The 22,820-nt window shown below is 45.1% G+C and carries 23 protein-coding genes; 9 read left to right on the forward strand and 14 right to left on the reverse strand.

The features are described from left to right. Nucleotides 1-115: 115 nt before the first annotated feature. The 5 genes from A6049_RS19610 to A6049_RS19625 form a co-directional block, all read right to left on the reverse strand. Nucleotides 116-304, reverse strand: a complete 189-nt coding sequence (locus tag A6049_RS19610) for an aspartyl-phosphate phosphatase Spo0E family protein (protein ID WP_063566279.1) — start codon at nt 302-304, stop codon at nt 116-118. Between the two features lie 247 nt (nt 305-551). Further along, nucleotides 552-1,061 (reverse strand): DUF1453 family protein, encoded by a 510-nt coding sequence (locus A6049_RS19615; protein ID WP_063566280.1) that lies wholly within the window; start codon nt 1,059-1,061, stop codon nt 552-554. A gap of 137 nt (nt 1,062-1,198) precedes the next feature. Further along, nucleotides 1,199-1,360 carry an aspartyl-phosphate phosphatase Spo0E family protein gene (locus A6049_RS32670; RefSeq protein ID WP_095206164.1) on the reverse strand — a complete coding sequence of 54 codons (162 nt, stop codon included), beginning with the start codon at nt 1,358-1,360 and terminating at the stop codon, nt 1,199-1,201. A 131-nt stretch (nt 1,361-1,491) separates the two neighbouring features. Continuing rightward, nucleotides 1,492-2,877, reverse strand: coding sequence for a hypothetical protein (locus A6049_RS19620; protein WP_063566281.1), 1,386 nt, complete (start codon nt 2,875-2,877; stop codon nt 1,492-1,494). Between the two features lie 256 nt (nt 2,878-3,133). Further along, the gene (locus A6049_RS19625) at nt 3,134-4,519 is read right to left on the reverse strand and encodes a helix-turn-helix domain-containing protein (protein WP_063566282.1); all 1,386 of its coding nucleotides are present in this window, start codon (nt 4,517-4,519) and stop codon (nt 3,134-3,136) included. Nucleotides 4,520-4,787: 268 nt separating this feature from the next. On the opposite strand from A6049_RS19625, the gene A6049_RS19630 reads away from it, so the two are divergent. Further along, entirely contained in the window at nt 4,788-5,912 is a 1,125-nt protein-coding gene (locus tag A6049_RS19630; protein ID WP_063566283.1) for an LLM class flavin-dependent oxidoreductase, read from the forward strand. 98 nt (nt 5,913-6,010) lie between these two features. Here A6049_RS19630 and A6049_RS19635 read toward each other — a convergent pair whose 3' ends face one another. After that, nucleotides 6,011-6,592: a TetR/AcrR family transcriptional regulator gene (locus A6049_RS19635; protein ID WP_063566284.1), complete on the reverse strand. Its 582-nt coding sequence runs from the start codon at nt 6,590-6,592 to the stop codon at nt 6,011-6,013. A 259-nt stretch (nt 6,593-6,851) separates the two neighbouring features. Here A6049_RS19635 and A6049_RS19640 point away from each other — a divergent pair, with 259 nt between their 5' ends. Beyond that, the gene (locus A6049_RS19640; RefSeq protein WP_063566285.1) at nt 6,852-8,057 is read left to right on the forward strand and encodes an MFS transporter; all 1,206 of its coding nucleotides are present in this window, start codon (nt 6,852-6,854) and stop codon (nt 8,055-8,057) included. 75 nt (nt 8,058-8,132) lie between these two features. Here the strand turns inward: A6049_RS19640 and A6049_RS19645 are convergent, their stop codons facing one another. Continuing rightward, nucleotides 8,133-9,176: an alkene reductase gene (locus A6049_RS19645; RefSeq protein WP_240321492.1), complete on the reverse strand. Its 1,044-nt coding sequence runs from the start codon at nt 9,174-9,176 to the stop codon at nt 8,133-8,135. 193 nt (nt 9,177-9,369) lie between these two features. On the opposite strand from A6049_RS19645, the gene A6049_RS19650 reads away from it, so the two are divergent. Next, a complete protein-coding gene (locus A6049_RS19650; protein ID WP_063566287.1) occupies nt 9,370-10,233 on the forward strand; it encodes a LysR family transcriptional regulator in 864 nt (287 codons plus the stop codon). Nucleotides 10,234-10,336: 103 nt separating this feature from the next. Here the strand turns inward: A6049_RS19650 and A6049_RS33330 are convergent, their stop codons facing one another. Beyond that, complete coding sequence (locus tag A6049_RS33330) at nt 10,337-10,513, reverse strand: hypothetical protein (RefSeq protein WP_161490616.1); 177 nt, start codon at nt 10,511-10,513, stop codon at nt 10,337-10,339. Nucleotides 10,514-10,636: 123 nt separating this feature from the next. Here A6049_RS33330 and A6049_RS19655 point away from each other — a divergent pair, with 123 nt between their 5' ends. Next, nucleotides 10,637-11,248: an esterase/lipase family protein gene (locus tag A6049_RS19655; protein WP_063566288.1), complete on the forward strand. Its 612-nt coding sequence runs from the start codon at nt 10,637-10,639 to the stop codon at nt 11,246-11,248. Nucleotides 11,249-11,499: 251 nt separating this feature from the next. Here A6049_RS19655 and A6049_RS19660 read toward each other — a convergent pair whose 3' ends face one another. From A6049_RS19660 to A6049_RS33760, 4 genes are all read right to left on the reverse strand, one after another. Beyond that, nucleotides 11,500-12,606 carry a Glu/Leu/Phe/Val family dehydrogenase gene (locus tag A6049_RS19660; protein WP_063566289.1) on the reverse strand — a complete coding sequence of 369 codons (1,107 nt, stop codon included), beginning with the start codon at nt 12,604-12,606 and terminating at the stop codon, nt 11,500-11,502. Between the two features lie 196 nt (nt 12,607-12,802). After that, entirely contained in the window at nt 12,803-13,432 is a 630-nt protein-coding gene (gene cdaS / locus A6049_RS19665) for a sporulation-specific diadenylate cyclase CdaS (protein ID WP_063566290.1), read from the reverse strand. A 145-nt stretch (nt 13,433-13,577) separates the two neighbouring features. Next, on the reverse strand, nt 13,578-15,089 hold the full coding sequence (locus A6049_RS19670) for a DUF6359 domain-containing protein (protein WP_063566317.1): 1,512 nt from the start codon (nt 15,087-15,089) through the stop codon (nt 13,578-13,580). A 103-nt stretch (nt 15,090-15,192) separates the two neighbouring features. After that, nucleotides 15,193-15,474 carry a hypothetical protein gene (locus tag A6049_RS33760; RefSeq protein ID WP_145921940.1) on the reverse strand — a complete coding sequence of 94 codons (282 nt, stop codon included), beginning with the start codon at nt 15,472-15,474 and terminating at the stop codon, nt 15,193-15,195. 279 nt (nt 15,475-15,753) lie between these two features. On the opposite strand from A6049_RS33760, the gene A6049_RS33635 reads away from it, so the two are divergent. Together A6049_RS33635 and A6049_RS19680 are read left to right on the forward strand one after the other, a co-directional pair. Beyond that, nucleotides 15,754-15,909: a hypothetical protein gene (locus A6049_RS33635; protein ID WP_162842450.1), complete on the forward strand. Its 156-nt coding sequence runs from the start codon at nt 15,754-15,756 to the stop codon at nt 15,907-15,909. A gap of 277 nt (nt 15,910-16,186) precedes the next feature. Further along, on the forward strand, nt 16,187-16,717 hold the full coding sequence (locus tag A6049_RS19680; RefSeq protein WP_063566292.1) for a GNAT family N-acetyltransferase: 531 nt from the start codon (nt 16,187-16,189) through the stop codon (nt 16,715-16,717). Between the two features lie 132 nt (nt 16,718-16,849). Here A6049_RS19680 and A6049_RS19685 read toward each other — a convergent pair whose 3' ends face one another. Both A6049_RS19685 and A6049_RS19690 read right to left on the reverse strand, forming a co-directional pair. Continuing rightward, a complete protein-coding gene (locus tag A6049_RS19685; protein WP_063566293.1) occupies nt 16,850-17,920 on the reverse strand; it encodes a serine hydrolase domain-containing protein in 1,071 nt (356 codons plus the stop codon). A 282-nt stretch (nt 17,921-18,202) separates the two neighbouring features. Continuing rightward, a complete protein-coding gene (locus A6049_RS19690) occupies nt 18,203-18,979 on the reverse strand; it encodes a Crp/Fnr family transcriptional regulator (protein ID WP_231952959.1) in 777 nt (258 codons plus the stop codon). Nucleotides 18,980-19,362: 383 nt separating this feature from the next. Between A6049_RS19690 and A6049_RS19695 the strand changes: the two genes are divergently transcribed. The 3 genes from A6049_RS19695 to A6049_RS19705 all read left to right on the forward strand — a co-directional run bounded on the left by A6049_RS19695 (nt 19,363) and on the right by A6049_RS19705 (nt 22,739). Next, nucleotides 19,363-19,794, forward strand: a complete 432-nt coding sequence (locus A6049_RS19695; RefSeq protein ID WP_063566294.1) for a GAF domain-containing protein — start codon at nt 19,363-19,365, stop codon at nt 19,792-19,794. A 215-nt stretch (nt 19,795-20,009) separates the two neighbouring features. Further along, complete coding sequence (locus A6049_RS19700) at nt 20,010-21,623, forward strand: helix-turn-helix domain-containing protein (protein ID WP_063566295.1); 1,614 nt, start codon at nt 20,010-20,012, stop codon at nt 21,621-21,623. A 117-nt stretch (nt 21,624-21,740) separates the two neighbouring features. Then, the gene (locus A6049_RS19705; protein ID WP_063566296.1) at nt 21,741-22,739 is read left to right on the forward strand and encodes an ABC transporter substrate-binding protein; all 999 of its coding nucleotides are present in this window, start codon (nt 21,741-21,743) and stop codon (nt 22,737-22,739) included. Nucleotides 22,740-22,820: the final 81 nt, after the last annotated feature.

Genomic DNA, 22,820 nt, shown 5'->3' on the forward strand with positions numbered 1-22,820 from the left:
CCATGGGATTGGTACGGAATTTCAAGATTGAAGCGCAGGTTTCGACGAAACGCAAAAAAGCCGACTGTATGGCTACAGTCGACTACTCTTCTATTGCATAGAAAAACCGACTGCATTATGCAATCGGCTGTCTATTCATAAAGTGTTTATTATATTTGAAGCGATTATATTCATTAATTAACTCGTCCAATACCATCGATTGTTGAAGGACTTTGTAGTCTTGCATGCCATGATATTCCGCCAAACGACTTAACTCATGCCTGTTCTGTTCGATTTGGTCTCTAATCTGCTTCGGTTCTCTCACAGCATGCACCCCCTCTTTTTAAAACATTTTAGGATACATTGCCAAAAAATTCATATTTTATTCCTTTGCAAAATAAAATGTTTTCTTACATAACAATACTTTCATAACATAGCATTTTGCATTAATCCGTGAAAACCGTCACAACTACAGCATATAGATATATTCCACTCACACTAAACTACATATCGTGATCATGAGAAAATGGAGTCCCTTTACGCAAAGACTAAAGACAGAAACACATTATAAATTATGTTCCATTCGTATGCTGTACTTTGCTCGCTCTGGAGCGGATTAGAATCCCTGCTACACGCACCAAAACCATAGCTGCGGTCATTAATATAAATGCAGGACCGATATTCTGAAGATCCAATTGATGCTCATTTGCATACTGGTATGCTTGCTGCGGATGATGCGTGATCCATTCCACCGGAATGATGCGTAGCAGGAATGCCACCGCCCAGACAACCACACTACCTATCCCCACTCGGGTATACCACTTACCTGCCGTCGCATCGAATTCCATACGCGTTATTCCCAGCACAATCATTCCGAACAATGCCCCTACAATCACGGCCACCAACAAAAACAGCACATTATTGCCTGTAAGAGTCATGTCTTTAAGGAATTTGACTGCATAATAACCCATAATAACGAAAGGCAGCAATAAACGATAATAACGTACTGGCTTTCGTCCAATTGAAGTGAATACTAAAACCGCAAACATGATGATCATCTGAACCCACATGCTCGTCGTCATACGTTGTTCCCCCTGTAATTTGCTTGATTTGATGCTTTAAGCATAGCAGGGAGAACACCGCTCTAGCGTCCACAACTGGGTTGATATAGAGGTCCACCTATAGGTGGATTACAGAGGAAGACAAGAGCGTTAACAAATTAGTGTTTCTCTATTAGTCGAATATATTTATTAATCAGTTCATCCAGCACCATAGACTGCTTGAGAACTTTATCATCATGCATGCCATGTTTCTCCACCAACCGACGCAAATGTTGCCGATTCTGCTCGATTTGATCTTTGATCTGCTTGATTTCTCTCACAGCATGCACCCCTTTTTCAACCTATTTTAGGGTACATTTATCTAAAAATTCATAATGGAATGCTTTGCAAAATTTTTGTATTAGATCTTTTAGTAGAGGTCGTTATATTGAGCAAGATTAGATCTCAGTAGTTATACACTTTTAATTCTAATTCCAAAATTTTGTGAGCTCTGGCCTTCTATTAACCTATTGTATTGTTCTTCCTGTTGGTTCGTTACATGCCTTCTGAATTTACCATATAAATCAATAGATTTAATAGACATTAGGTCATCGTTACTTGATGATGAGAGTTCCAGGCTCGTGAGTAACGTGTCAATCCCCGTTGCGTATCTTTGTTGGTTGAGCCTGTACTTCGCTAACTCATAATAAAAACATATATATCTATAATTCAACATTTGCATATTGTACGTCCCTTTTAAATGTATATCCGTGTTGAATTGTTTAATATAAGGATCGAATCTATCCAATGCAGAATCAATATCCAGTGAGTGCCGGTTAGCTGCTTGCACAATATTCACGAATGCTATTAAAATCTCATGTGGATTAGCATCAAGGTAATTCAGATAAGGTTCAATAACCTCATGGTTCCCATTCATCAAATGGTATAAATACCGATTTCCCTCCGCCCATCCTTTGAAACGTTCTATTAATTCTTGCTCTTCTTCTGTTGGATTAGAGATTTCAATAACAGTCACGTAAACATCTGTATATTCCAGAGCTTTTTCATATTGCTTACACGCTTCACAGACACTTGCCTTCAATAAATTCGCATATGCTTTATACGTAAATATGGGGTAAAAGGCGGTTCTTTTTCTATTTTTCCGTCTTCGAGATTGAAGTTCAAGTTGAAAATCAACTTTTCGTTCCAGTTCCTCTGCCAGATCATAAACCTTATCCCAGAGATGTATTGTACTATAAACATTCGCCAAGTCTTTAATAGCATCCAGTTGTATTTCTTCATCCAATTTCTCAATATAAGGTTCCAATTGGGCTGCTGCAGCCAGATTATCGAATTTACTCATTGTTTTATGAAGCAAAAAAATACGGTACTGGCATAACGCCAACCGTTCCGAGTGCTGATATTTCTCACCTGCGGCTACGCATCCATATAAAATAAGCGCCGCTTCATTCATTTCTTTGAAATATAGATTTTCTGCCATTTGAAACAGTTCTGAAATATAGGATCGATCATCTGTAACCTGATAGACTACCTTTTTAATACAGCCTAGCTTGTTAAGTTCAGCGCAGCGATACAGGAACGGTTCCAAACGCCTCCAATGAGGTGCGGCTTCCACAAAACATTCCACACTGTACATCTCGTAGAAGTATCCCTTCTCCAACCCCATACCAGATGTGATTTGATCCAACTGATTCATGGCTAAAGGCCTGCTGCCCTTGAGGATGGCACTTAATGTACCAACGTTGACACCCGTGACATCTGAGAATTGCTGTAGTTTATATCCTCTTTCTCTTATGTGATTCTCTATATATGTGCGTATCGTAGGTGCAAGTTTCAATTCTCCCACCCCCATCAACCAAACTAACTTAAGATTCATCAATACTTAATAAATGTAATTTTAATCCTGAATTTTACAATGGTCAATCTGCGCAAAAAAGGCTTATTTCCGATCTCGGAAATAAACCATTTTAAAAGCTGATAATTCACTACTTAAATACTATAACGTACCACCACCATGTGTAGTGGTAAGCGATGTTACAAAAGGGATCCCATGATCAAATGAACCTAACTGGGTGACATTAACGACTAGCAAACTAAGCAAGATGAAATAAACGATTTTCTTTTTTATCATAATTACGCTCTACCTCCATCATTATCATTTTATACTGTTGTGCATGATCTGGAGTAGATATGTGTCTATATCTCTCATATAACGCTACACAATGTATAGTCTCTTTATGGTTATTAATTTTAACTGCTTCGTTCAAACAATATAAAAGTTGATTCATACCCTCAGAGTACTGACCACGATTGAGGTGATAAACACTTTGTCCAAATAAAAATGTGATATAGATATCCGACTTGACCTGATCGGTATAATCTTTTAATTGATCAATTTCCGAATAGATTTGGACACTAAATTTATGGAGTATTTCATTGATATCTTGGTCAAAATTATTAGCCACTTTCAAAATATTAGTCATAGCAGGAAGCACATCTGATTCGTTAATTTCAATAAAATCAACGTATGCTGGCAAAATACTCAGATCACCCATCATTAATTTATAGACATACGTGTTCGCTTCTGCCCAAAACTTAAACTTAGATATATATAACCGATCTTCTTCGTTAGAATTATGAATATCCACTACATCTGTATATACCCCTGTATAATAAAGCGCATCTTCATACTTTCCCTGCCCCTCACAAGCAGCAGATTTAAGTAGATTTGAGTATGCTATATATACAAATAATGGGTATGCGGTTAACCGCTCACTTTTATCCGTTTTTTTCTTTGTATATAATTGTAAAATTTTAGTTTTCTGATCCAACTCATCAGAAAGGGAAAATAACTTGTCCCAATATCTCAAAGCCAAATATGTATTCGCCAGATCCTTGATCGCATCCAGTTGCCGCTCTTCATCCAGCCTATTAATATATGGCTCGAAGTGCACGGCTGCCCTGAGATTTTCATGCTGATCTTGACCCAGAGATAGTGTGAAAATACGATACTGACACAATGCGAGACGTTCCGAATGTTGGTACTTCTCACACTCCGCAACGCATTCATATAACATGCGGGCCGCTTTCTTTTGTCCTCGTTCAAGCATGCCTTCTGCCATCTCAAATAATTCGGAAATATAGGAGCGGTCATCCGTCACTTGCTGGATTACCCTCTGAATACATTCGAGCTTGTCCAGCTCGGCGCAACGTTGCAGAAAAGGTTCCAGTCTTCTCCAATGTGGTGCAGACTCCACAAAACACTCAGCGCCGTAAATTTCGTAGAAATGGCCTTCTTCCAGCTTCATGCCTTTGGTAATCAAATCCAGTTGAGCCATGGCGATTGGCCGCGTTCCTTTGATGATCGCACTTAACGTTCCAGCGTTCACACCCGATATATCGGCAAAGTATTGCAGGGTATAGCCCTGTTTCCTGATGTAGTCCTCAATAAAGGAGCGTATCGTAGTTGTAGGTTCCATGTCTCCCACCTCCACAATGAAAATCCATAAATTTGAATTTATATGATATGCACAATTTTAATCCTAAATTTTACAGCGGTCAATAAAAATCGTGGCAATTTCCTGCCCATTTGTCTAGGTTTGAGCGGCTTTAATCCGCCTTATAGAAAAAATCCATTAGAAGAATGCATGGCAACATGGTAAAGTTAGTTTTAGCTTGAATATCCTACTATTTCCATAGGATTAGACAACCCAGTGCTTTTCCAATCCAATCCAAGGGGATGGTTAGATGAAATTTGCCTTATTTAGTCTCATGATGAATCTTCCAAATGCCGTAACTGGTGAATCACTAACAACACAACAAAAGTTTCACAACATTTTGGAACAAGCCAAGCTGGCCGAACGGCTGGGGTTCGATGCATATGGGATCGGTGAGCGGCATGGCGCACCTTTTCTGTCTTCCTCACCTCCCGTTGTGCTGACCGCCGTCGCTGCTGCGACTTCACGTATCCGGTTGCTAACAACGGTCACTGTTCTCAGTATACTTGATCCGGTACGGGTTGCCGAGGATTATGCCACGCTGGATCAATTATCGGGCGGACGTCTGGAGATGATCATCGGGAAAGGCAATGATCCTCGGCACTATCCCCTGTTTGGCATTAGCGAGGAGGAACAATGGGATTCACTCGGTGAACGCTACGAACTGCTGAAACGGCTGTGGACTGAAGAGAATGTAACCTGGCAGGGAACGTATCGCCCTCCCCTTCAAGAGGTTACTACTCAGCCGAGACCGCTTCAGCAATCCATTCCGATCTGGCATGGCAGCGCATCGAGCACCCGCTCTACCGAGCTTGCAGCTAAGTATGGCGAACCGATATTTAGCTCGAATTCCTTCCACCCACAGGCAAAATACAAAGCGTTAATTGACCATTACCGGGAGCGTCTCGATTATTATGGTCATGATGCGAACCGAGCGGTGGTTGGCTCTGGTGCAGGCAGCCTATACCTCGCGAATACACGCGAAGAGGCGATCCGTCGTTATACGCCTTATTATGAGGCATTTCATGCTACGGCCGCTGCGCAGCACAACCAGTCACCCTTTAAGGACCTGGAGGATAACATTGCGCATGGTCCTGTACTGATTGGTAGTCCAGAGCAAGTCATTGAGAAGATCCTCAATTACCATGCCGCATATGGACATCAGGTACTGAGTATCAGCGTGGATGGACTCAGCCATGCAGAGCAGCTGGAGCAGGTAGAACGCTTTGCCCAGGATGTAGCGCCGGTGTTACGACGCGAAATACCCAGTTTCATATGGAACGAGCCCCCGCTCTTGAACGAGTCTCTTCCTTCTTCCACTTCGCATTCTCCTGATTCATGCCCCCCAGCCATCTCACCGATCTTCCAGGTATAGTTCTCAGTTCTCCACACAATCCCCATTCATCCACAAGCCTTTATGTATCCAGGGTGATTCTTAAGAATCGCCCTATCCCTCCCCCAAGATGTCTTTCTCTATGATCCAGATTTAATACCCTCAAACAAGGAGATCAACGAACGCTGCACGAATTCAGTATCTATCGCTTCGCCAGTCACCAGCATGCGATAGAACATCGCTCCATAGACGAGGTCTATGCACAGTCCGATGTCACAATCCTTTTTCAACTGTCCCCGTTCTATACCTTTTTCAAAAATCCCCCACGCTTCGCGCCGACGAGGCTGAATGTATCTGGTTCGGTATTCTGCTGCAAGCCCTGGATCAGACTGTCCCTCTCCGACAATCTGTGTGATCACTTTTCCTTCCCGGCTGCTCAAAAAATCAACCAGATTGCTCGCATGAATGCGCACATCCTCAAATACCGATCCTGTATCCGGTACAGGCAATCTTGCCTTTGCCGCAGACATGTACCCATCCATAATGACAGCACCTTTATTTGGCCACCATTTATATATCGTTGCTTTGCTCACCTTAGCACGTTCAGCAATTTTTTCGATCGTAATCGCTCCGAATCCGTGTTCCAGTAATAATTCATAGGAAGCTGCAAGAATCGCATTCTGGGTTTCCACATTGCGGGGACGCCCTCTTTTGGCTGTCATCATAAGCCCTCCTTGGTGTAACCAATGCATCTGTAATTCATAAAAACTATACGTTCATTATACTAAAACACCGATACATTAAACAATTTCGTTCTTACCTTACTTCGACATAAAAAAAGTTCCCACGCCTATTTACAATACTAAACGTTTAGTTTATTATATGCTTACGATTAGTAAACGCACCGTTTAGTAATTAACAATTTCAATACAAGTTCACTTTAATAAAAAATAATTTGAGAACATGTGGAGGGTGATACTCATGGATATGCAAACTGATGTGAAATCAAATTCAGTTCCCAGTTGGTTGATTTTACTTTTGGCTGCGGCGTGCGGGCTGATTGCGGCAAACCTGTATTATGCTCAGACGGTTATAGGACCCATCGGCTTGACAACAGGGCTTTCCTCTGCTGCTGCGGGACTGATTGTGACGTTAACACAGATCGGTTATGTTATTGGCCTGCTGTTTATCGTTCCGCTCAGTGACATTCTGGAGAATAAGCGACTGGTCACTTTTTTCCTCATCATTCTAGTCATTGCATTGATTGCCGCTGCCTTCTCTTCCCATGCTATATTATTTCTGACTGCTTCCCTCGTCATCGGGATCAGCTCAGTCGTTGCGCAAATTCTGGTTCCTTATGCCACCTACCTCACTTCGGAGGAGCAACGCGGACGGGTTGTCGGCAACGTGATGAGTGGTCTGCTGCTGGGCATCATGCTGGCTCGGCCTGTCGCAAGTTTTATTACAAGCCTGCTCGGCTGGCAAGCGGTCTTTGTCTTCTCGGCAATCGTTATCGGATTGCTTACACTGCTCCTGTCACGCGCACTTCCTGCACGTCAGCCACAACCTGCGATGAAGTACGGACAATTAATTCTGTCATTGGGCTCCCTGCTCAAAACATTTCCCATGCTTCGCCGCCGAGCCCTCTATCAGGCTAGTCTGTTTGGCGCCTTCAGCTTGTTCTGGACTACAGTTCCCTTGCAGCTCGCCAATGAGTACGGCATGTCCCAACAGGGAATTGCCTGGTTTGCACTGGCTGGTGTTGGGGGTGCCATCGCAGCACCTATTGCCGGAAGATGGGCGGATAAAGGTTTAACCCGCATATTAACCGGACTCGCCATGGTCATCGCGGCTGCATCTTTTGGGCTTGCCTATCTGTTCCAGGGTCACTCTACCGCTAGCCTTATTCTGCTTGTGGTCGTTGCCATCACACTGGATATGGCGGTCTCGGGTAATTTGGTGCTGGGACAGCGCATTATCTATTCGTTGAGCGAAGCAAGAGGACGCGTAAACGGGATATTTATGTCGATCTTTTTTGTAGGGGGCGCAATTGGATCATCTCTTGGCAGCTGGTCCTACGCACATGGAGGTTGGAGTCTCACCACACTGATTGGTCTGTTGATGCCTCTACTGGCACTCGTATACTACTTAACGGAAAAGAAAGTTACCGTCGTCAGTAACCCGTAACCATCCTTCCATATGTAAACAAAACAAAGGGCAGAGTGATCTTGAGGATCAGCTTCTGCCCTTTTCTTGCTACATTCACACCAACACAGTCAGATGTGCGTTGGCATCGTACTCGACCAACTGCTGCCCCGAACGCAATTTTTGCACCAGATCGGGATTGGCGATAAACGGTCTGCCGAACGCTGCCAAATCAATGCTCCGATCTTGCACTGCCTGCTCTGCGGTTGTTGCCTCAAGTTTCCCTACGCCAATGATGATTCCATCCCACTGCTGGCGAATCGCTTCATGGAAATTGTGCTCCCCATCCCAGACTGTGGTGTATCGATCTGTTGAAGGATGCAAGATTGTAATACCTGTCTCACGGAACAGATTCAGATAGGCGTTCAGCACTCCAGCCTTGTCTGACCAGACATAGGAAGGGTCATCATCTTTTTTCTCGGAAAATCGTATCGATATGCGATCCACGCTGATTTCTTTTTGGACTGCAATAATGATCTCCTTCAGAAAACGCAATCGTCCCTGGATATCGCCTCCGTATTCGTCTGTTCTGTGGTTCGTCTTCTCATTAATGAACTGGTCGATCAGATAACCATGTGCTGCATGCAGCTCAATTCCGTCGAATCCAGCCAGTACCGCATTGCGGGCAGCCGTTTGAAATTGTTGAATGGTTGCCCGGATATCTTGCACACTCATGGCTTGAGGTATCTGATATGGCTTATGCAATTTATGGACTCTTCCTTGAGCCGGAATGCTTGAAGGTGCTAGTGGCGGGGTACCGATCAGATCGGAGTGAGACAGTCTGCCCACATGCCACAGCTGAGCGATGATGTTCCCTCCGTGTTTATGGACGGCATTCGTCACCTTTTTCCATGAAGCGGTCTGTTCAGCCGTATATAATCCGGGGATACCATAGGTTCCTTTGCCTGCCAGCGAGGGATTGATACCCTCTGTAATGATCAACCCTACGCCATCCCTGGCACGTCGCTCGTAATACGCCACCATCTCTTCCGTCGCAGTCCCATCCTGATCATTGGCAAACCCTCGGGTAAGAGGTGCCATCACTAATCTGTTTCTCAAATGCCATTCGTTGATCGTCACCGGACTCAGTAATGTAGACATATTTCTCATCACAACTCCTTCTCCATTGTCAGCGTTTTGCATGATTCCATTGCTCTGTAAAAGCTGTTGATAACGATATTGTAAGCCGGCATATATATATCGTAAAATGATTGAAATATATAGTTGTATCTCTCATAGAGATACCTAACACTTCACTTTACTTCATTTCATTACAACTCAGGAGGCCAGAGCCATGGAACTCTCGGATATCGATATTATTCTCGCGGTGGCAAGGTCCGGCAAAATCTCACAGGCCGCCAAAGAATTGAATTATGCACAATCCAACGTCACCACACGCATCAAAAAGCTGGAGCAGGAATATCAGGTTCAGTTGTTTAACCGTTTTCCCAAAGGGGTAGTGCTGACTTCCAAAGGAGAACAATTTATCCAGTATGCAACACGCATCCGTGACCTGTTAAACGATATGGAGCAGGATATGACTGATCCCGGTGAGCCTTCAGGCACCTTAAAAATCGGGATTGTGGAGACGGCAGCATCCAGCCGATTCATGGAGATTCTCAATGAATACCAAGTGACCTATCCCGAGGTCTCCATCTCACTTGTGAATGCCACTTCACCCAAAGTGCTGCGCAAGAAAATACAGGAGTATGAGATCGATGGTGCTTTTATTAGTGGTGCGTGTGTGAAAGAGGGTCTAAAAGTGGAATATGAAATGCAAGACACGGTGCATATCATCTCCAAACGGATGGACGTACAACCCAAAAGCCTGTGTCAGGTTTCATGGGTCGTTTTCCCAAAAGGCTGCCCATACCGTGAAATTACGGAGGAATATTTGCAGGAAGAAGGTTTGTCTGCTCGCAATATGATTGAAGTCAGCACGATGGATAACCTGCTTAGCTGTGTGGAGTCGGGAATTGCTTTTACCATTATGCCTTGCAGCGTTATTCACAAGAAACCGGATGAGTTCTCGGTGTATGATCTGGCCGAACGATTCACACATACCACAACGACCTTTGTCCGGGGTGAAGATCGATACGTCAGCAGCGCGCTGGATCGATTTGCGAAGCTGCTGAATCAGAAGTGCATTACGTTTTGAAATAAAATTTCAATTTTCCCCATATCTGACTCAGCGCTTATCTAGGGCTAGAGAACACCAGAAGAAGAGATGCGTAAGTTCGCATCTCTTCTTCTGGTATTAGCTATAAAGGCTTTTTCTTACTTTTCACTAAAATGAATAGCAGGGATAGAAAAAATAAAATTTCTGACATGTTGACCAACAGCCTCATGCCTTCCCCTAATTCCTTTAATCCAAATAGAATATGGATTAGCGAAATCATTCCCGTCATTAAAGCGACCACTACAGCCAAAACCAGCATGCATTAATCCCCTCAAAATTTATTTTAAATTTTAATACTACCAAACTATTCCTTTAAATTACAAATAATGATAGATTAGGAGAGGTACAATATGGATATACATTCCAAAGGAGGATATTAATATTGAGTAAATCTATTATTCTACGTTGTGTCTTAACCTGTCTGTTCTTCGTTAGCTCGTTATCTTTGCTATCCATCCCTGCCGGTGCGGAGCAGTCAGCGGCGACCAATGGGCGCAATCCGATTGTGCTTGTACACGGTATTGGAGGCGCGGGATTTAACTTTGCCAGCATCGAAAGAGCACTAATAAACGAAGGTTATTCCCGAAGTGACCTGTACGCCATCGATTTCCTCGACAAGTCGGGAAACAATGTCACCAATTCACGTCAGTTATCCACCTATATTGATGATGTCCTGCGGAAGACCGGTGCCAGCCAGGTCGATATCATCGCCCATAGCATGGGCGGAGCCAACACCCTGTATTATATCAACAACCTCGGTGGTGGTAAAAATATAGGCAAAGTTATTACACTCGGCTCTCCCAACCGGCTTGTGGCCCGATCGGCACCAAACGGCATTGCATATACTTCCATCTACAGTACGTCGGACTTAATTGTAAACAATACGTTATCCCCACTGAACGGGGCGAACAATATTCGTATTTTCGGGGTGACCCATATCGGCCTGCTGATTGATCGTGGTGTTCAAAGTCACATCATGAACGCCTTGAAGTAAAACAAATGATAAAGAAGGCGGGCATCCATGGACGCCCGCCTTTTATCTGTACAATCGTAAGGAACACCAGACCGCGTTATTTCCTAAAATTTCGCTAATAAGACGCTAAAAACGCCTCAAATTTTGATATAACGTGTCTCAGGTTTCTTATCCTTCTGCTGACGCTTTAATCCCCTGAATATAAAAAGTCTCAGATTCGTTAGCGCTCCGCCCACGTTAAAGGCCCTCTTCAGCTCTCAGACAGAGGTTTCTTACCCGCGCAGTCTGCGGGAACTCAGCGCGTGATGACCATTTTGCAGAAACGTGCTGCGTGTATTTTTCATCAGTTCAATCCGGCGTTCAGCCAGGCGATCCGCAGCAATATACGTTGCGATGCCTTCGGTCCGTGACGTGTCGAAGATTTTCTCCAGATTATTGTAGATCTCCCCAACCTTGCTCCACGCACGATCTGCGTTATAGCCGTTCAGCTCATCCGCAATATTAATTACGCCACCTGCATTGATCACGTAGTCTGGTGCGTATACGATCCCCATTTCATGCAGCTTGTCACCATGACGCGGCTCCAGCAGCTGGTTGTTGGCACAGCCTGCCACAACCTTGGCCTTAAGCTGCTTCAACGTATCATCATTAATTGTACCGCCCAATGCACATGGAGCATAAATATCACATTCCACTCCAGTAATGTCGGCAGGGTCCACCGCTTTTGCACCGAATTGATCCACAGCCTGCTTCACGGAATCCTTATGGATATCGGTAACGATCAGCTGCGCACCTTCTTCGTACAAATATTTGCACAGACGCATCGCCACGTTGCCCACACCTTGTACAGCCACGGTTTTGCCTTCCAGCAGATCCGTGCCGAATGCTTGCTTCGCTGCGGCCTTTATGCCCCGATATACACCCCAGGCTGTTGCCGGGGAAGGATTACCGGAGGAGCCGTAGCTTGGCGATATACCTGTGACATAGTCGGTTTCCTGATAGATCAGATTCATATCTTCTTCTGTCGTTCCCACATCCTCTGCGGTGACATAACGTCCGTTCAGTCCCTGAATGTATCGGCCAAAAGCCCGGAACATCGCTTCATTTTTGTCACGGCGCGGATCCCCGATAATTACGGCTTTACCTCCGCCTAGATTCAGTCCGGATACAGCATGTTTATATGTCATTCCCCGCGCAAGGCGCAAGGCATCTTCAATGGCAGCTTCCTCCGAAGCATAGGTCCACATCCGTGTGCCTCCCAGCGCAGGACCGAGTGTTGTATCGTGAATAGCAATAATTGCTTTTAAACCAGAGGCTCTATCCTGGCACAGTACCAGTTCCTCATAATCGTGATGTTCCATTGCATCAAACCAGCTCATGTGTTAACCGTCTCCTCCAACCATTTTTGCGATCAATTCGCCTTCTTCAGTTCGTCTTCCATCCTCTATTGTACCCATGATTATCAAGTTTGTGCAAAACCACATCACGATGTAACAAAAAGACCTTTCTCTCTTCGCAGGGAAAAAGGTTCATTTACTCCAGCATGGAATCGGTAAAAAATCTAGCGACCAGTAATCATGGCAGGGTTTCAACCACGTTGATGGGATGCAGATCCCCTCCCACGGCGAATGAAGCTTGACCTGTCTCTTCCGAGACAACCAGCACAACCGCATCCGTCAGCTCACTTAATCCGAGAGCAGCCCTATGCCGTGTGCCAATTTTCCGTTCATGTGCAATGGCCTGTGACAAAGGTAATACATTGCCCGCGGATACAATCTGATTGCCCCGAATCAGCACCGCCCCATCATGCAGAGGTGCACCCGGTATAAACAGCGACTCCAGCAACGCATGCGTGACTCTGGCATCGACTGCAACCCCTGAGTGGATAATTGGTTCAAGCGGAACTTCCCGTTCAATTACAATGAGCGCACCATATCTGCGATCCGACAAATGCTGTACACTGGCAGTCAGTTCGGCAAATTTCTCCGTGAAGGGAGACAGATAACAATCCAGATAAAAGGAAGACGCCAGCACCTCGATCTGCTTGATCTCGGCCCGAATCTCCGCAAATTGGCCCAGCAGACACACACTGTCATGGTCAAAGGTGGATAACGTCTTGTTCATTCGATCTGCCACACGATGGAGGTCCCCTTTGAGTTTCTGCCTCATGGTCGAGCTGTCGCAGTCTGCTTGCCGATTCATCATGGTCTTCCTCCTCACCTTGGCATCTCACTCATCATTCATAATTACCCATACGTTTCCCTCTGCTCCGGGCATTTATGCAAAATAAAGCCTGTCCGCAATTGTGGCGAACAGGCCGATTTTCCGTATATTTTTCTTACTGCTTATCTTACTGCGCTTTGCCGTACGATCCTGCCTTAAACGTTGTAGGATCGTACCATTTGTAGCCTGCAGCCGGTGTAGCCCATGGTTCGGTTTGCGGCTCAGTGGAAGAAGCCGGAGCTTCAATAGCAAGCAGACTTGTCGGCGTATCCAATGTCAGTCCAGCGACCTGGGACAGACTTGTGTAACTTTCTTTCACTGCAAGCCATTTCACGGTATTCACGAGGAATACACCGTCATTCACTTCTTTAAAGCCATCATACGTTGTTTTGGCAGCGCCTGTTTCTTCACGTAGATATCTGGGAGTGGCATCCTCAACAGGTGAGGAGTCGCCGATAAATGCTGCTTTTCCTGCCCCGATCTTGGCGATCGCTGCGTAGGCTCCTTCAGCTCGTCCGCCGCCATTGTATACGCCCTGATCTACCGCGTTGCCCCATTTGGAAACCCCACTAGGTACATACACCAGACCTTTGGCTTTGTTCGGGTCAATAATGGCAAGTGTGGAACCAGCATGCATGGCCACTGCGTTCACGCCGGTTGTAATGCCGAACGACTGTGAAGGTGCGACGATATCCGTTGCATTAACATCTCCCAATGCATTGTAGCGGAAACGAATACCGAAGTTGGATGCCAACCAGTCCGAACTGGTCACGCCTTGCATAGCTGGAGATTCAGCTTCTGCTGACGACATGCCTTTGGCTGGATTCAAGAATGCACCACGGCGATAGCCGTTGAATACTTCGGAGGAATCCCAGCGGTTTTTGTTCCGGTCTGCGTTGTAGTGGTCGGCAATGAAGAAGACACTGCCACCATTCTGTACATATTGCAGCAGCGCAGCTTGCTCTGTCGCTTTGAAAGGCACGTTCGCTTCGCCGATAACGAAGACATCATAATCTTTCAATTTATTAAAGGTGATGGCTTGCTCACCGAAGGTATACGGGATGCTGCGATCCAGCTGATCCACGGTAAAGCCTGCGTTTCGCAAACCATTCGCAAAGTCCGAAAATGCCCCATCAATAACCCAGTCCGCAGCCCCGGCTGTCTGAGCATGCGTGTTATCGAATAATACTTTCTTCCCTGTACCATCCGGCAGCGTTGTGCCTGGATCAGGATCAGGATTGGTTGTTCCAGAGGAGAGTGCGATTGAGGTAGGATTCTTAACTCCGGCATAACTGTTATATGCGCCAAGTGTTCCGGTTATGATAACCTTCTGCCCCACAAGATTCGGGTTGGTAGCCAGTCCATATTGCGAGCGGTACGACGCTGGAATCTGCACGTCGAGCAGTTTCGCGTTAGTCTTCTCTGTCGCTGAATCTGCAATCAGGAAGTTAAAATCATTGGCGTAAGGAGATGTAAACTTGGCTGTAAGCGAACCGGTGGCATGTCCAACAATATATCCTTCCACCGTTGCCGTTGCTCCGCCACTCTGGGCAGCGATGGCCTGCGATACCGTAATAGGTGCTGCAGCGGCCTGTACCGGACTTTGTGAACCAGGTTGAAGCAATGCCGTCGCCATCATGATGAAGATCAGGAATGCCCCGATCCAATGCTGCCATATCGCTTTCTTCATACTTGCCTTCTCCTCCTCGTAATTACCTGATAATGGGTTATCCACCTTTAATTTAATCGTTCATATGCTGAATTCCTCTTTCTTTTTGTAAAATGTTTGAAAAAACTTTTGGAAATTCCACCAATTGCCCATACTGTTTAACAAAAGTATCCCAAAGGAGACCTGTATGATGAAGTTTCTTTTTCTTCTGCTCCTGCTGATTGTTCCACTTATTATGGTATTTGTTGCGCTCCGCTCTCGGATGGTGACCCGTGTTTTCCATGTACTTGCCCTGCTCTGCTTCTATAGTGCGGCGACTGTCATTGCCGGAGATGTGTACGCTACGAATGCCCATATGACAACGTTCACCACAGAAATTCACCATTTCCTGTTGAATGGATGGTTTCTTTATCCGTCTGCATACCTGGGTGTGTACGTTCCCTATGTGCTGTGGATGAGCCTTTTTTCGAAAAAAAGTTGAGTACATTCGAGCCTTGGCATTGCATTTTGACATCGTTCATTGCATAATGATAATATAACTGTGATAATGATTATCATTCTTGAGCTTGTCTCAAGTCTTCTGCCTACTGTACATGACTTAACAATTTTATAGATAAAGGGGAACGAACATCGAATGAATACAACTCTGCAAAAGGCTGATCTGCAGCTTGACGATTATTTGGATCTTCTGAACCTGGCAACCAACCTGGGTGACACGAAATGGCAAAAGGAAATTATTCGCAAGCTGGCTTATACTTATCCCGCAGTTGAATGTAAACAACCACAATAGCATGCTTATACTTACATAGCTCGTAACCCATTCTTTACACGAATCGGTTATTGGGCTATTTTTGTTTTACTATATAATTGAACTAAACATTTACACGAGAAACGGAGAGGACAGAAAAAACCTGAAGAAGCGGAGCGTTCGCCTTTATCCCCGGATTTTCTCCTTTGAAAAAGGGAATCAAAAAAATCTGGGGATAACAGCGATCGGAAGGTTGTTCTGTCATCGAAGTGGCAAGTGTAAATATTCTTTAGTTCACTTTATATAGGAGGGAATAGCGATGCAATTGGAGACCGAACGACTCATCATCCGGGATATTCTGGAGACAGACTGGGAAAGTATACATAGCTACACATCCATGACAGAAGTTACTCAGCATACGGCATGGGGACCTAATACGGAAGAAGATACGCGAGATTATGTGGAATTTGTGCTAAATTCACAGCAAACACAACCACGAGAGGGCTTCGAACTGGCGATATGCTTGAAAAAGGAGGGCATCCTGATCGGCGGTGTTGGCCTTCACATCAAAAAGACGAACGCTGAGATCGGTTATGTGCTCAATCCCGTTTATCAGGGAAAAGGGTACGCTGCCGAAGCAGCCCGAGCGATGCTTGGCTTTGGCTTCAATACACTTGGCGTACACCGTATTTATGCGAAATGCCGCCCGAACAACAAGGCTTCTGAGAAGGTTATGCAGAAGATTGGTATGCAGCGTGAAGGTCTGATGCGAGAGCATTGGTTTTACAAAGGGGAATATCATGATTCGTGTCTATATTCGATTCTTGCAAAGGAATATGCAGGTGAGTGAATACCATGGGTATAATGCAGGAGGGCGTTAACACGTCCTCTTTTGTATCATGGATTAGTTATCTTGGATGGGAGTCTCTAGATATAAAAAACCACCTAATGATTAGGTGGCTAATACTTCTATCGATTCCCGTTACTTCAATGACGCTTCTCTCTGCATGATTTCTTCCAATATTTTTATACCTGTAGAGTCTATCATCGTTCCTTGTGAAGGCTCTTTTTTTGTAATCCATTTTATGATTTGAGCATAATAATGATCCATAAGAGAATTTGAGAAAAAAGAATAATTGGATAGCAATACAACTCCTACACGGAGTTCCTTATTGAAAGCTAGATAACTATTAAAACCAGCTGAACCCCCGTTATGCCAGAGGATACCTTTATCTAGAAGATTATCCTCACCCCAGCCAAAATAACGGTTTGAATTTCCAATCGATATAGGGAGATGACTTTTTTGTAGTGTAGAGGCTATCGGATTATTATCATTTAGATTGGCTTGGACAAATAAACTCAAATCGCTAACAGATGACTTAATTCCCCCAGCTCCTATATGTATAGAAAGATCCCAATGAGGGACTCTTTTCCCAGATGAAGCATGTCCATTCAAAAACCTGCTATTCTGTTCTGCATCAAGCATAACGGCTGTCTCATTCATCTTTAATGGACTCGTTATATATTTTTTTAACAGTTCGTCATACGTACTTCCTGACACCTTACATAGTATGTATCCCAGTAAACCTACACCGATATTGGAATATCCAAACGAACCTATGCTATCCGTGTAATCAGCAGTAGATAAAAAAGCAGTTAAATCTTGCTCGGTATACATTGAATAAGGATTCGATCTTTTTTTAGCCAAATTGTGGTTGATTGCCAATATAGGTAATCCAGAGGTATGAGTAGCAAGGCTTCTCAAGGTAATCTTATTCAAATAATCGTTTTCAACGTTTTGCATGAACTTACCAACACTGTCATCCGAGGAAAGCAGTTTTTCTTGTTCCATTTCTAATAAAATTATGGATGTAAAAACTTTGGTTATGGAGCCGATCTCAAACAACTTATGCTCAGGAGGGATCACACTTTTCTTTTTATTATTATCAAATGAATAGTATTCAACATCTCTCTCCCTAAAAACCCCGATGACAAGCTGTAAATGTTTCTTATCTTTTGTGTAATCTGAAACAAAACGTTGTAAATCCATCATGGTAAAATGTACTCCTTTTTTATGATTCTTTTATTACTTGAATGTTGAAATTACGTTGATCAACCTATTTTGAGCAAACCAAACTATGTATTCGTTTCCAATTCTTGATTTCCTGCCCGGATAACTGAACCCTCTAAACTTTTCGATTCAATACCACTGCTTCAAGCCGCTCATATCACGCCAAAAAGCTGACCCCGAGTAAATCGGACATCAGCTTTTTTGATTTCTCCGTAACGACCCCAATCGCCATCGAAGGTACAACTACTATTCAACTTGCTTTCATTACAATCGGCACAGCTCTACCGGGCAGCTTGGAAATGTAGGACATCCGCACATACAGCGTAAGGCTGCCAGGTCACGAATCATCAGCTTTCCATCCATGGTGTCCAGCGTCCCCTGTTCCTTCCATGCTCCCAACATACGCGTTACACTCTCCCGCGTGGCACCAATCATTTCCGATAATTCGGTATGATTCAGCTTCATGTCGAGCACGATGCCATCCGGCGTAATTCTGCCATACGAGTTGCTGGCACGAATGAGCGTCGATGCGAGTGCACCTGCCTTGCCATAGAGCAAGAGGTCACGGAAACGCGACTGGGTGATACGCTGGGCGAGTGCCATCCATTGCAGGAATTTCAAGGCAAGGTCACCGTGTTTGCTGAGCACACTTTCCAAGTCGCTGAGCGAGATGATCCCCAGCTCCCCTTTTTCTGCCATCTCTGCACTATAGCTATGGGATAATCCGCCAATGCCGCCAAACTCTCCAATTAGATCCCCGGTTTGCTGAATCGATAAAATGATTTCTTTCCCATCCTCAGTCGACTTGGTCAGCTTCACTCTTCCCGAGCGAATGTAGTACAGGTATCCGGCTTCATCGCCTTCCAGAAAGAGACTGTACCCCGACTTTACCCGTTTAGGCTGCATCTTCGTCTCGATCAAGCCCCATTGTTCAGCTGTCACGAACGAAAGGATTCCACCTGTCTCCCGTGTCATCTTGCTCGCCTCCGTCTGTTCTTGTTGTGTCGCCTGGGTTGTTCTTTCTTTAAATACCGTACCCATTACCATCTTCCCCCTCGGTGTTTCCTTATGTATCCATCATACCGCGAATATAGCGTGGGGGTTATCGGGGGATTACCTGAACCTCACGGGGAAACTCCCTGAATTTGCTGTGAGATAAATCACACTTATGAGCTACCTTTACGACTCCGCAATCGAAAAAAGCCTTACCGTTCCTGGACTGAATGCCTGTCCATACACAGGATCAGCAAATTGCAGAACGGAAATAGGGGTTTTCCCTGAATTACAATCCGGAAAAAAGGGGCTACAATAGAAGCAACAGCGAAATACCCTTATTTTAAGATTTCCCTGACCACAGGTTAACGATATTGCTATTGATTACACCGTAACGTAAGGTATGATTCCAAAAAAGGAAGTGTCCTCCCATGCATGATGAACTGCCATCTGGCATTCAGGAGATGATCGACGGCCTGCGCCTGAGTACCTCCAGCGATTTTTGCGGACTGGCCTGTCTTTCCGGCGCGATGTTGCGCTGGAAGTATACATCCGGCGCCAGCAACGAACGTGTGAAGCGCATGGAGATGCGTCCCGGACAAGATCTGGTTGGCACAGCGCTTCGGACTGGACGCACCGCTCTATCTGATGCACAATCCATCGGGGAGCATACACCCGGTCGTTGCCCGTTAATGCTTGCGGAGCGGTTGGTATGTGCCATAGCAGTGCCTGTGTTCCAGCAAGGAAGTGTTCCTGGCGCCGTGTTGCTCCTTGGCAGCAGATTACCCTGCACGTTCTCACCGGAGATGGTCCGTCAGACCGAACAGGTCGCTATACAGCTGCAGCCAAAAGTGTACGGATAAAGACAGCTGTCTGGAATACGCTAAGAAGTCTTGTTATTTCCTAATGGGAGTAACAAGACTTTTTTGATTATAGTTTATTCTTAGTTGGACAATCGTTAATTAGTCACCCTGCAATCACTCCTCTGTGTACGTCGACGTCTCTCTCACAGATTGGTATAATCGAGTCCATACATCGATATGTTCAAGATAGAACATGCGGCTAGGAGGCTACAGATATGCTTGTACTGACAAATGCCAGTGGGATTCCTTGGGAAGCTGCACAGCACACCGGATTTATTTCCATAGAATCTCCTTCCCTGGTGACTTGTACAGCCACGGTTAACTTCCACTATGAGCAGATACATGGCGTTTTACATAAAGGCCAGACCCTTTTCCTGTATCCCCCATGCTCCCTGGAGCTTATACATACTCCGGCTTCTGCCTTCACGGTATATCATATCGGCTTTCTGGAATACGGATTAACGAAAGAGTCCCATGAGAAGCGTGTCTATGAACTTACATCAGAGAACTTGCCTGCACATGGATCAAAGACTGGAGCCACTTCACAAGGGCTACGGATCCTTGCCATTATCCAGGAACTTACCGACAAACGTTCAGGCAGCATCATGACTGAAGAAGCCCGATCCCATTTTCTACTGAGTGAGCTGCTTGAGTTGTTCAGGCTGGCTGTTAAACCTGCCACAGAAATGGTGGACAGTGTAATTAGGGATGCTCTTTACTATATTAATCATCACTATGGCGATCATCTCACCCGGGAAGACATTGCCCGCATGACCGGATTTAACGCAAGCTATTTCTCTAGATTTTTTCAAAAACAGGTGGGGCGCAGCTTCCAGGCTCATCTGACCCGAGTTCGGATGGATAAGGCAAAGCAATGCCTTCTATCGACACAGGCCACATTGAATGAAATTGCCTTGCTCGTAGGCTATGCTGACGGTTTATATTTAAGCCGCAAGTTTAAGCAGTTCACCGGGATCAGCCCAAGTGAGTATCGATTGCAGCCACGTGCGAGACGGATTGCAACGGTTCAGTATACAGGGGATCTGCTTGCCCTCGGCGTTCAACCCGTTGCGGCCTCCTTTCTTCCCTGGGCCCTTTCTCCATTGATCCAGGATGAGCTGCTGCATGACGTAATTGATCTGGATGAACATGGCGTGGAAGAATTACTGCGCGCTGAACCGATTGATTTGATCATCGCACCGGACTATCTGTACTACTTGCCGCACAAGCTCGAAAAACTTGAACGCATATCCCAGGTTATTGTTCTCCCTTGGAATCAACTGGATCGACTGGAGACCGTTCGTCTGATTGGCCGAATTATAGGACGAGAACAGGCAGCAGAAGATTGGATCGAACATTACACAACACGGGCCAGAACCGAATCTGATCGACTAAAGGATTTTATTAAACCCGGAGAAACAGTTGGTTTGTATGAGCTGTGGGAAGACGGCACCATTTGTATCTGGAATGCAACCGCCAGAGCAGCCTATAACGTGTATTATGGACTTCATCTTACTCCGCACCCCAACATCCTCCGTGATGTTCTGGAACCGGACAATCATCAATACATCGAAGAAGATCAATTGGCAGAATATGCAGCAGATCATATGTTTCTTGTTCTTCCGGCACACAAAGGTGGCCTGTATCACGATTCACCAGATAAACTTAGAGAGCGCCCGGGCTGGCGCAAGGTTATGAATAACGGAAATCGTCGCATATACCCTCTCCAGCTGGAACAATTCTGGTGTAATGATGCCTTGTCTCTGGAGAAGCAGCTTGAACTTATGGTAGACATCCTGATTCGGGAGAATAGCGTTAAGGCCAGGTAACATTTGTCCATGCTCAATGGGTCACATTTTGAGATAGACGATCCTTGTGCACAAAAGCTACGATACATAGGAGGTTTTATTGAGAAAGATAATCATTATTGATTGGGGAGAAGCAGAATGACAGGGGTTAAATCAAAATGGTGGGCCGGGCTCATAATCCTTTTACTCGTGATAGGAATTATTGGCTGCTCAGGCCAAGCTGAAGAAACGACAGAAAATAAAGCTTCCGCACCTGCCGTAACAGAAGAACAACCAGCGGCAAGCGAAGCAGAAACACAAGTCATATCGACGGTTAACGGAGACGTTGAAATTCCCGTGAATCCTCAGCGCATTGTTACGCAAGGTTACCTTGCTGATTTTCTGGCACTTGGCGTCAAGCCTGTAGGCGCGCCAGATTATGAGCTGGAAAGCCCATATGTGCTTGATCTCGTTGAGGGCGTGGCAGACATTGGCCGGATTGACGGCGGATCTGTAGAGAAAATTTTGGCACTTCAGCCTGACCTGATCGTTACTGTAGGTGGAGATGAGAAACTGAATGAGCAATATCGTAAAATCGCACCCACACTCATCATCCCTTACGGAACATACGACAATGTCCATGAGGAGATCACCACTTTTGGTGAAATCATTAACAAACAGAAGGAAGCCAAAGATTGGTTATCCCAATTCGAAATAAAAGTGGAGGCCGCCAAGGAGTCCATCCAAGGACTGGTCAAAGAAGGCACAACCTTCTCCAACTTCAGCCTGTTCGGCAAAGAATGGTACATCAACGGGGATGGTGTCAATCGCGGTGGACAAGCCATCTATCAACAGCTCGGACTGAAAGCACCAGACATTGTACAGAAAGAGCTCATTGATCAGGATAAAGATACCGTAGCGATATCCGAGGAAAAGCTGGCAGATTACGCAGGTGACTATATCTTCCTGGATTTGTCCAACGGAGGTTCACTGGATGAGGGTTCAGCGGTCTGGTCATCCCTGGATGCCGTTAAGAATAATCGCGTGTTCAAACTTGATGGAGAACGCTTCTGGCCCTATGATCCACTTGCCGTGGAAGCACAGGTTCAGGAAATTGCAGACATGATTAAGGAGCGTTTCGGTAAAACAGAGAACTAAAGTTTAATTCCTCTTGTCCGATATACAGAGAATCGAAGCCATTCAGAGATTAACCTCTGAATGGCTTTCTTTTTTGGTATG

It is taken from the genome of Paenibacillus sp. O199 (assembly GCF_001636635.1).
GTDB lineage: Bacteria > Bacillota > Bacilli > Paenibacillales > Paenibacillaceae > Paenibacillus > Paenibacillus marchantiae.

Excerpts from the sequence above, each read along its gene's own strand:
- A6049_RS19640 (WP_063566285.1), top strand. The coding sequence starts at position 6,852 with ATGGATATGCAAACTGATGTGAAATCAAATTCAGTTCCCAGTTGGTTG.
- A6049_RS19695 (WP_063566294.1), top strand. The coding sequence starts at position 19,363 with ATGCATGATGAACTGCCATCTGGCATTCAGGAGATGATCGACGGCCTG.
- A6049_RS19650 (WP_063566287.1), top strand. The coding sequence starts at position 9,370 with ATGGAACTCTCGGATATCGATATTATTCTCGCGGTGGCAAGGTCCGGC.
- A6049_RS19680 (WP_063566292.1), top strand. The coding sequence starts at position 16,187 with ATGCAATTGGAGACCGAACGACTCATCATCCGGGATATTCTGGAGACA.
- A6049_RS19705 (WP_063566296.1), top strand. The coding sequence starts at position 21,741 with ATGACAGGGGTTAAATCAAAATGGTGGGCCGGGCTCATAATCCTTTTA.
- A6049_RS19690 (WP_231952959.1), bottom strand. The coding sequence starts at position 18,979 with ATGGGTACGGTATTTAAAGAAAGAACAACCCAGGCGACACAACAAGAA.
- A6049_RS33635 (WP_162842450.1), top strand. The coding sequence starts at position 15,754 with ATGAATACAACTCTGCAAAAGGCTGATCTGCAGCTTGACGATTATTTG.
- A6049_RS19615 (WP_063566280.1), bottom strand. The coding sequence starts at position 1,061 with ATGACGACGAGCATGTGGGTTCAGATGATCATCATGTTTGCGGTTTTA.
- A6049_RS33760 (WP_145921940.1), bottom strand. The coding sequence starts at position 15,474 with ATGGGCATTCGTAGCGTACACATCTCCGGCAATGACAGTCGCCGCACT.
- A6049_RS33330 (WP_161490616.1), bottom strand. The coding sequence starts at position 10,513 with ATGCTGGTTTTGGCTGTAGTGGTCGCTTTAATGACGGGAATGATTTCG.
- A6049_RS19645 (WP_240321492.1), bottom strand. The coding sequence starts at position 9,176 with ATGTCTACATTACTGAGTCCGGTGACGATCAACGAATGGCATTTGAGA.
- A6049_RS19660 (WP_063566289.1), bottom strand. The coding sequence starts at position 12,606 with ATGAGCTGGTTTGATGCAATGGAACATCACGATTATGAGGAACTGGTA.
- A6049_RS19670 (WP_063566317.1), bottom strand. The coding sequence starts at position 15,089 with ATGATGGCGACGGCATTGCTTCAACCTGGTTCACAAAGTCCGGTACAG.
- A6049_RS19630 (WP_063566283.1), top strand. The coding sequence starts at position 4,788 with ATGAAATTTGCCTTATTTAGTCTCATGATGAATCTTCCAAATGCCGTA.
- A6049_RS19635 (WP_063566284.1), bottom strand. The coding sequence starts at position 6,592 with ATGACAGCCAAAAGAGGGCGTCCCCGCAATGTGGAAACCCAGAATGCG.
- A6049_RS19685 (WP_063566293.1), bottom strand. The coding sequence starts at position 17,920 with ATGATGGATTTACAACGTTTTGTTTCAGATTACACAAAAGATAAGAAA.
- A6049_RS19625 (WP_063566282.1), bottom strand. The coding sequence starts at position 4,519 with ATGGAACCTACAACTACGATACGCTCCTTTATTGAGGACTACATCAGG.
- A6049_RS19700 (WP_063566295.1), top strand. The coding sequence starts at position 20,010 with ATGCTTGTACTGACAAATGCCAGTGGGATTCCTTGGGAAGCTGCACAG.
- cdaS (WP_063566290.1), bottom strand. The coding sequence starts at position 13,432 with ATGATGAATCGGCAAGCAGACTGCGACAGCTCGACCATGAGGCAGAAA.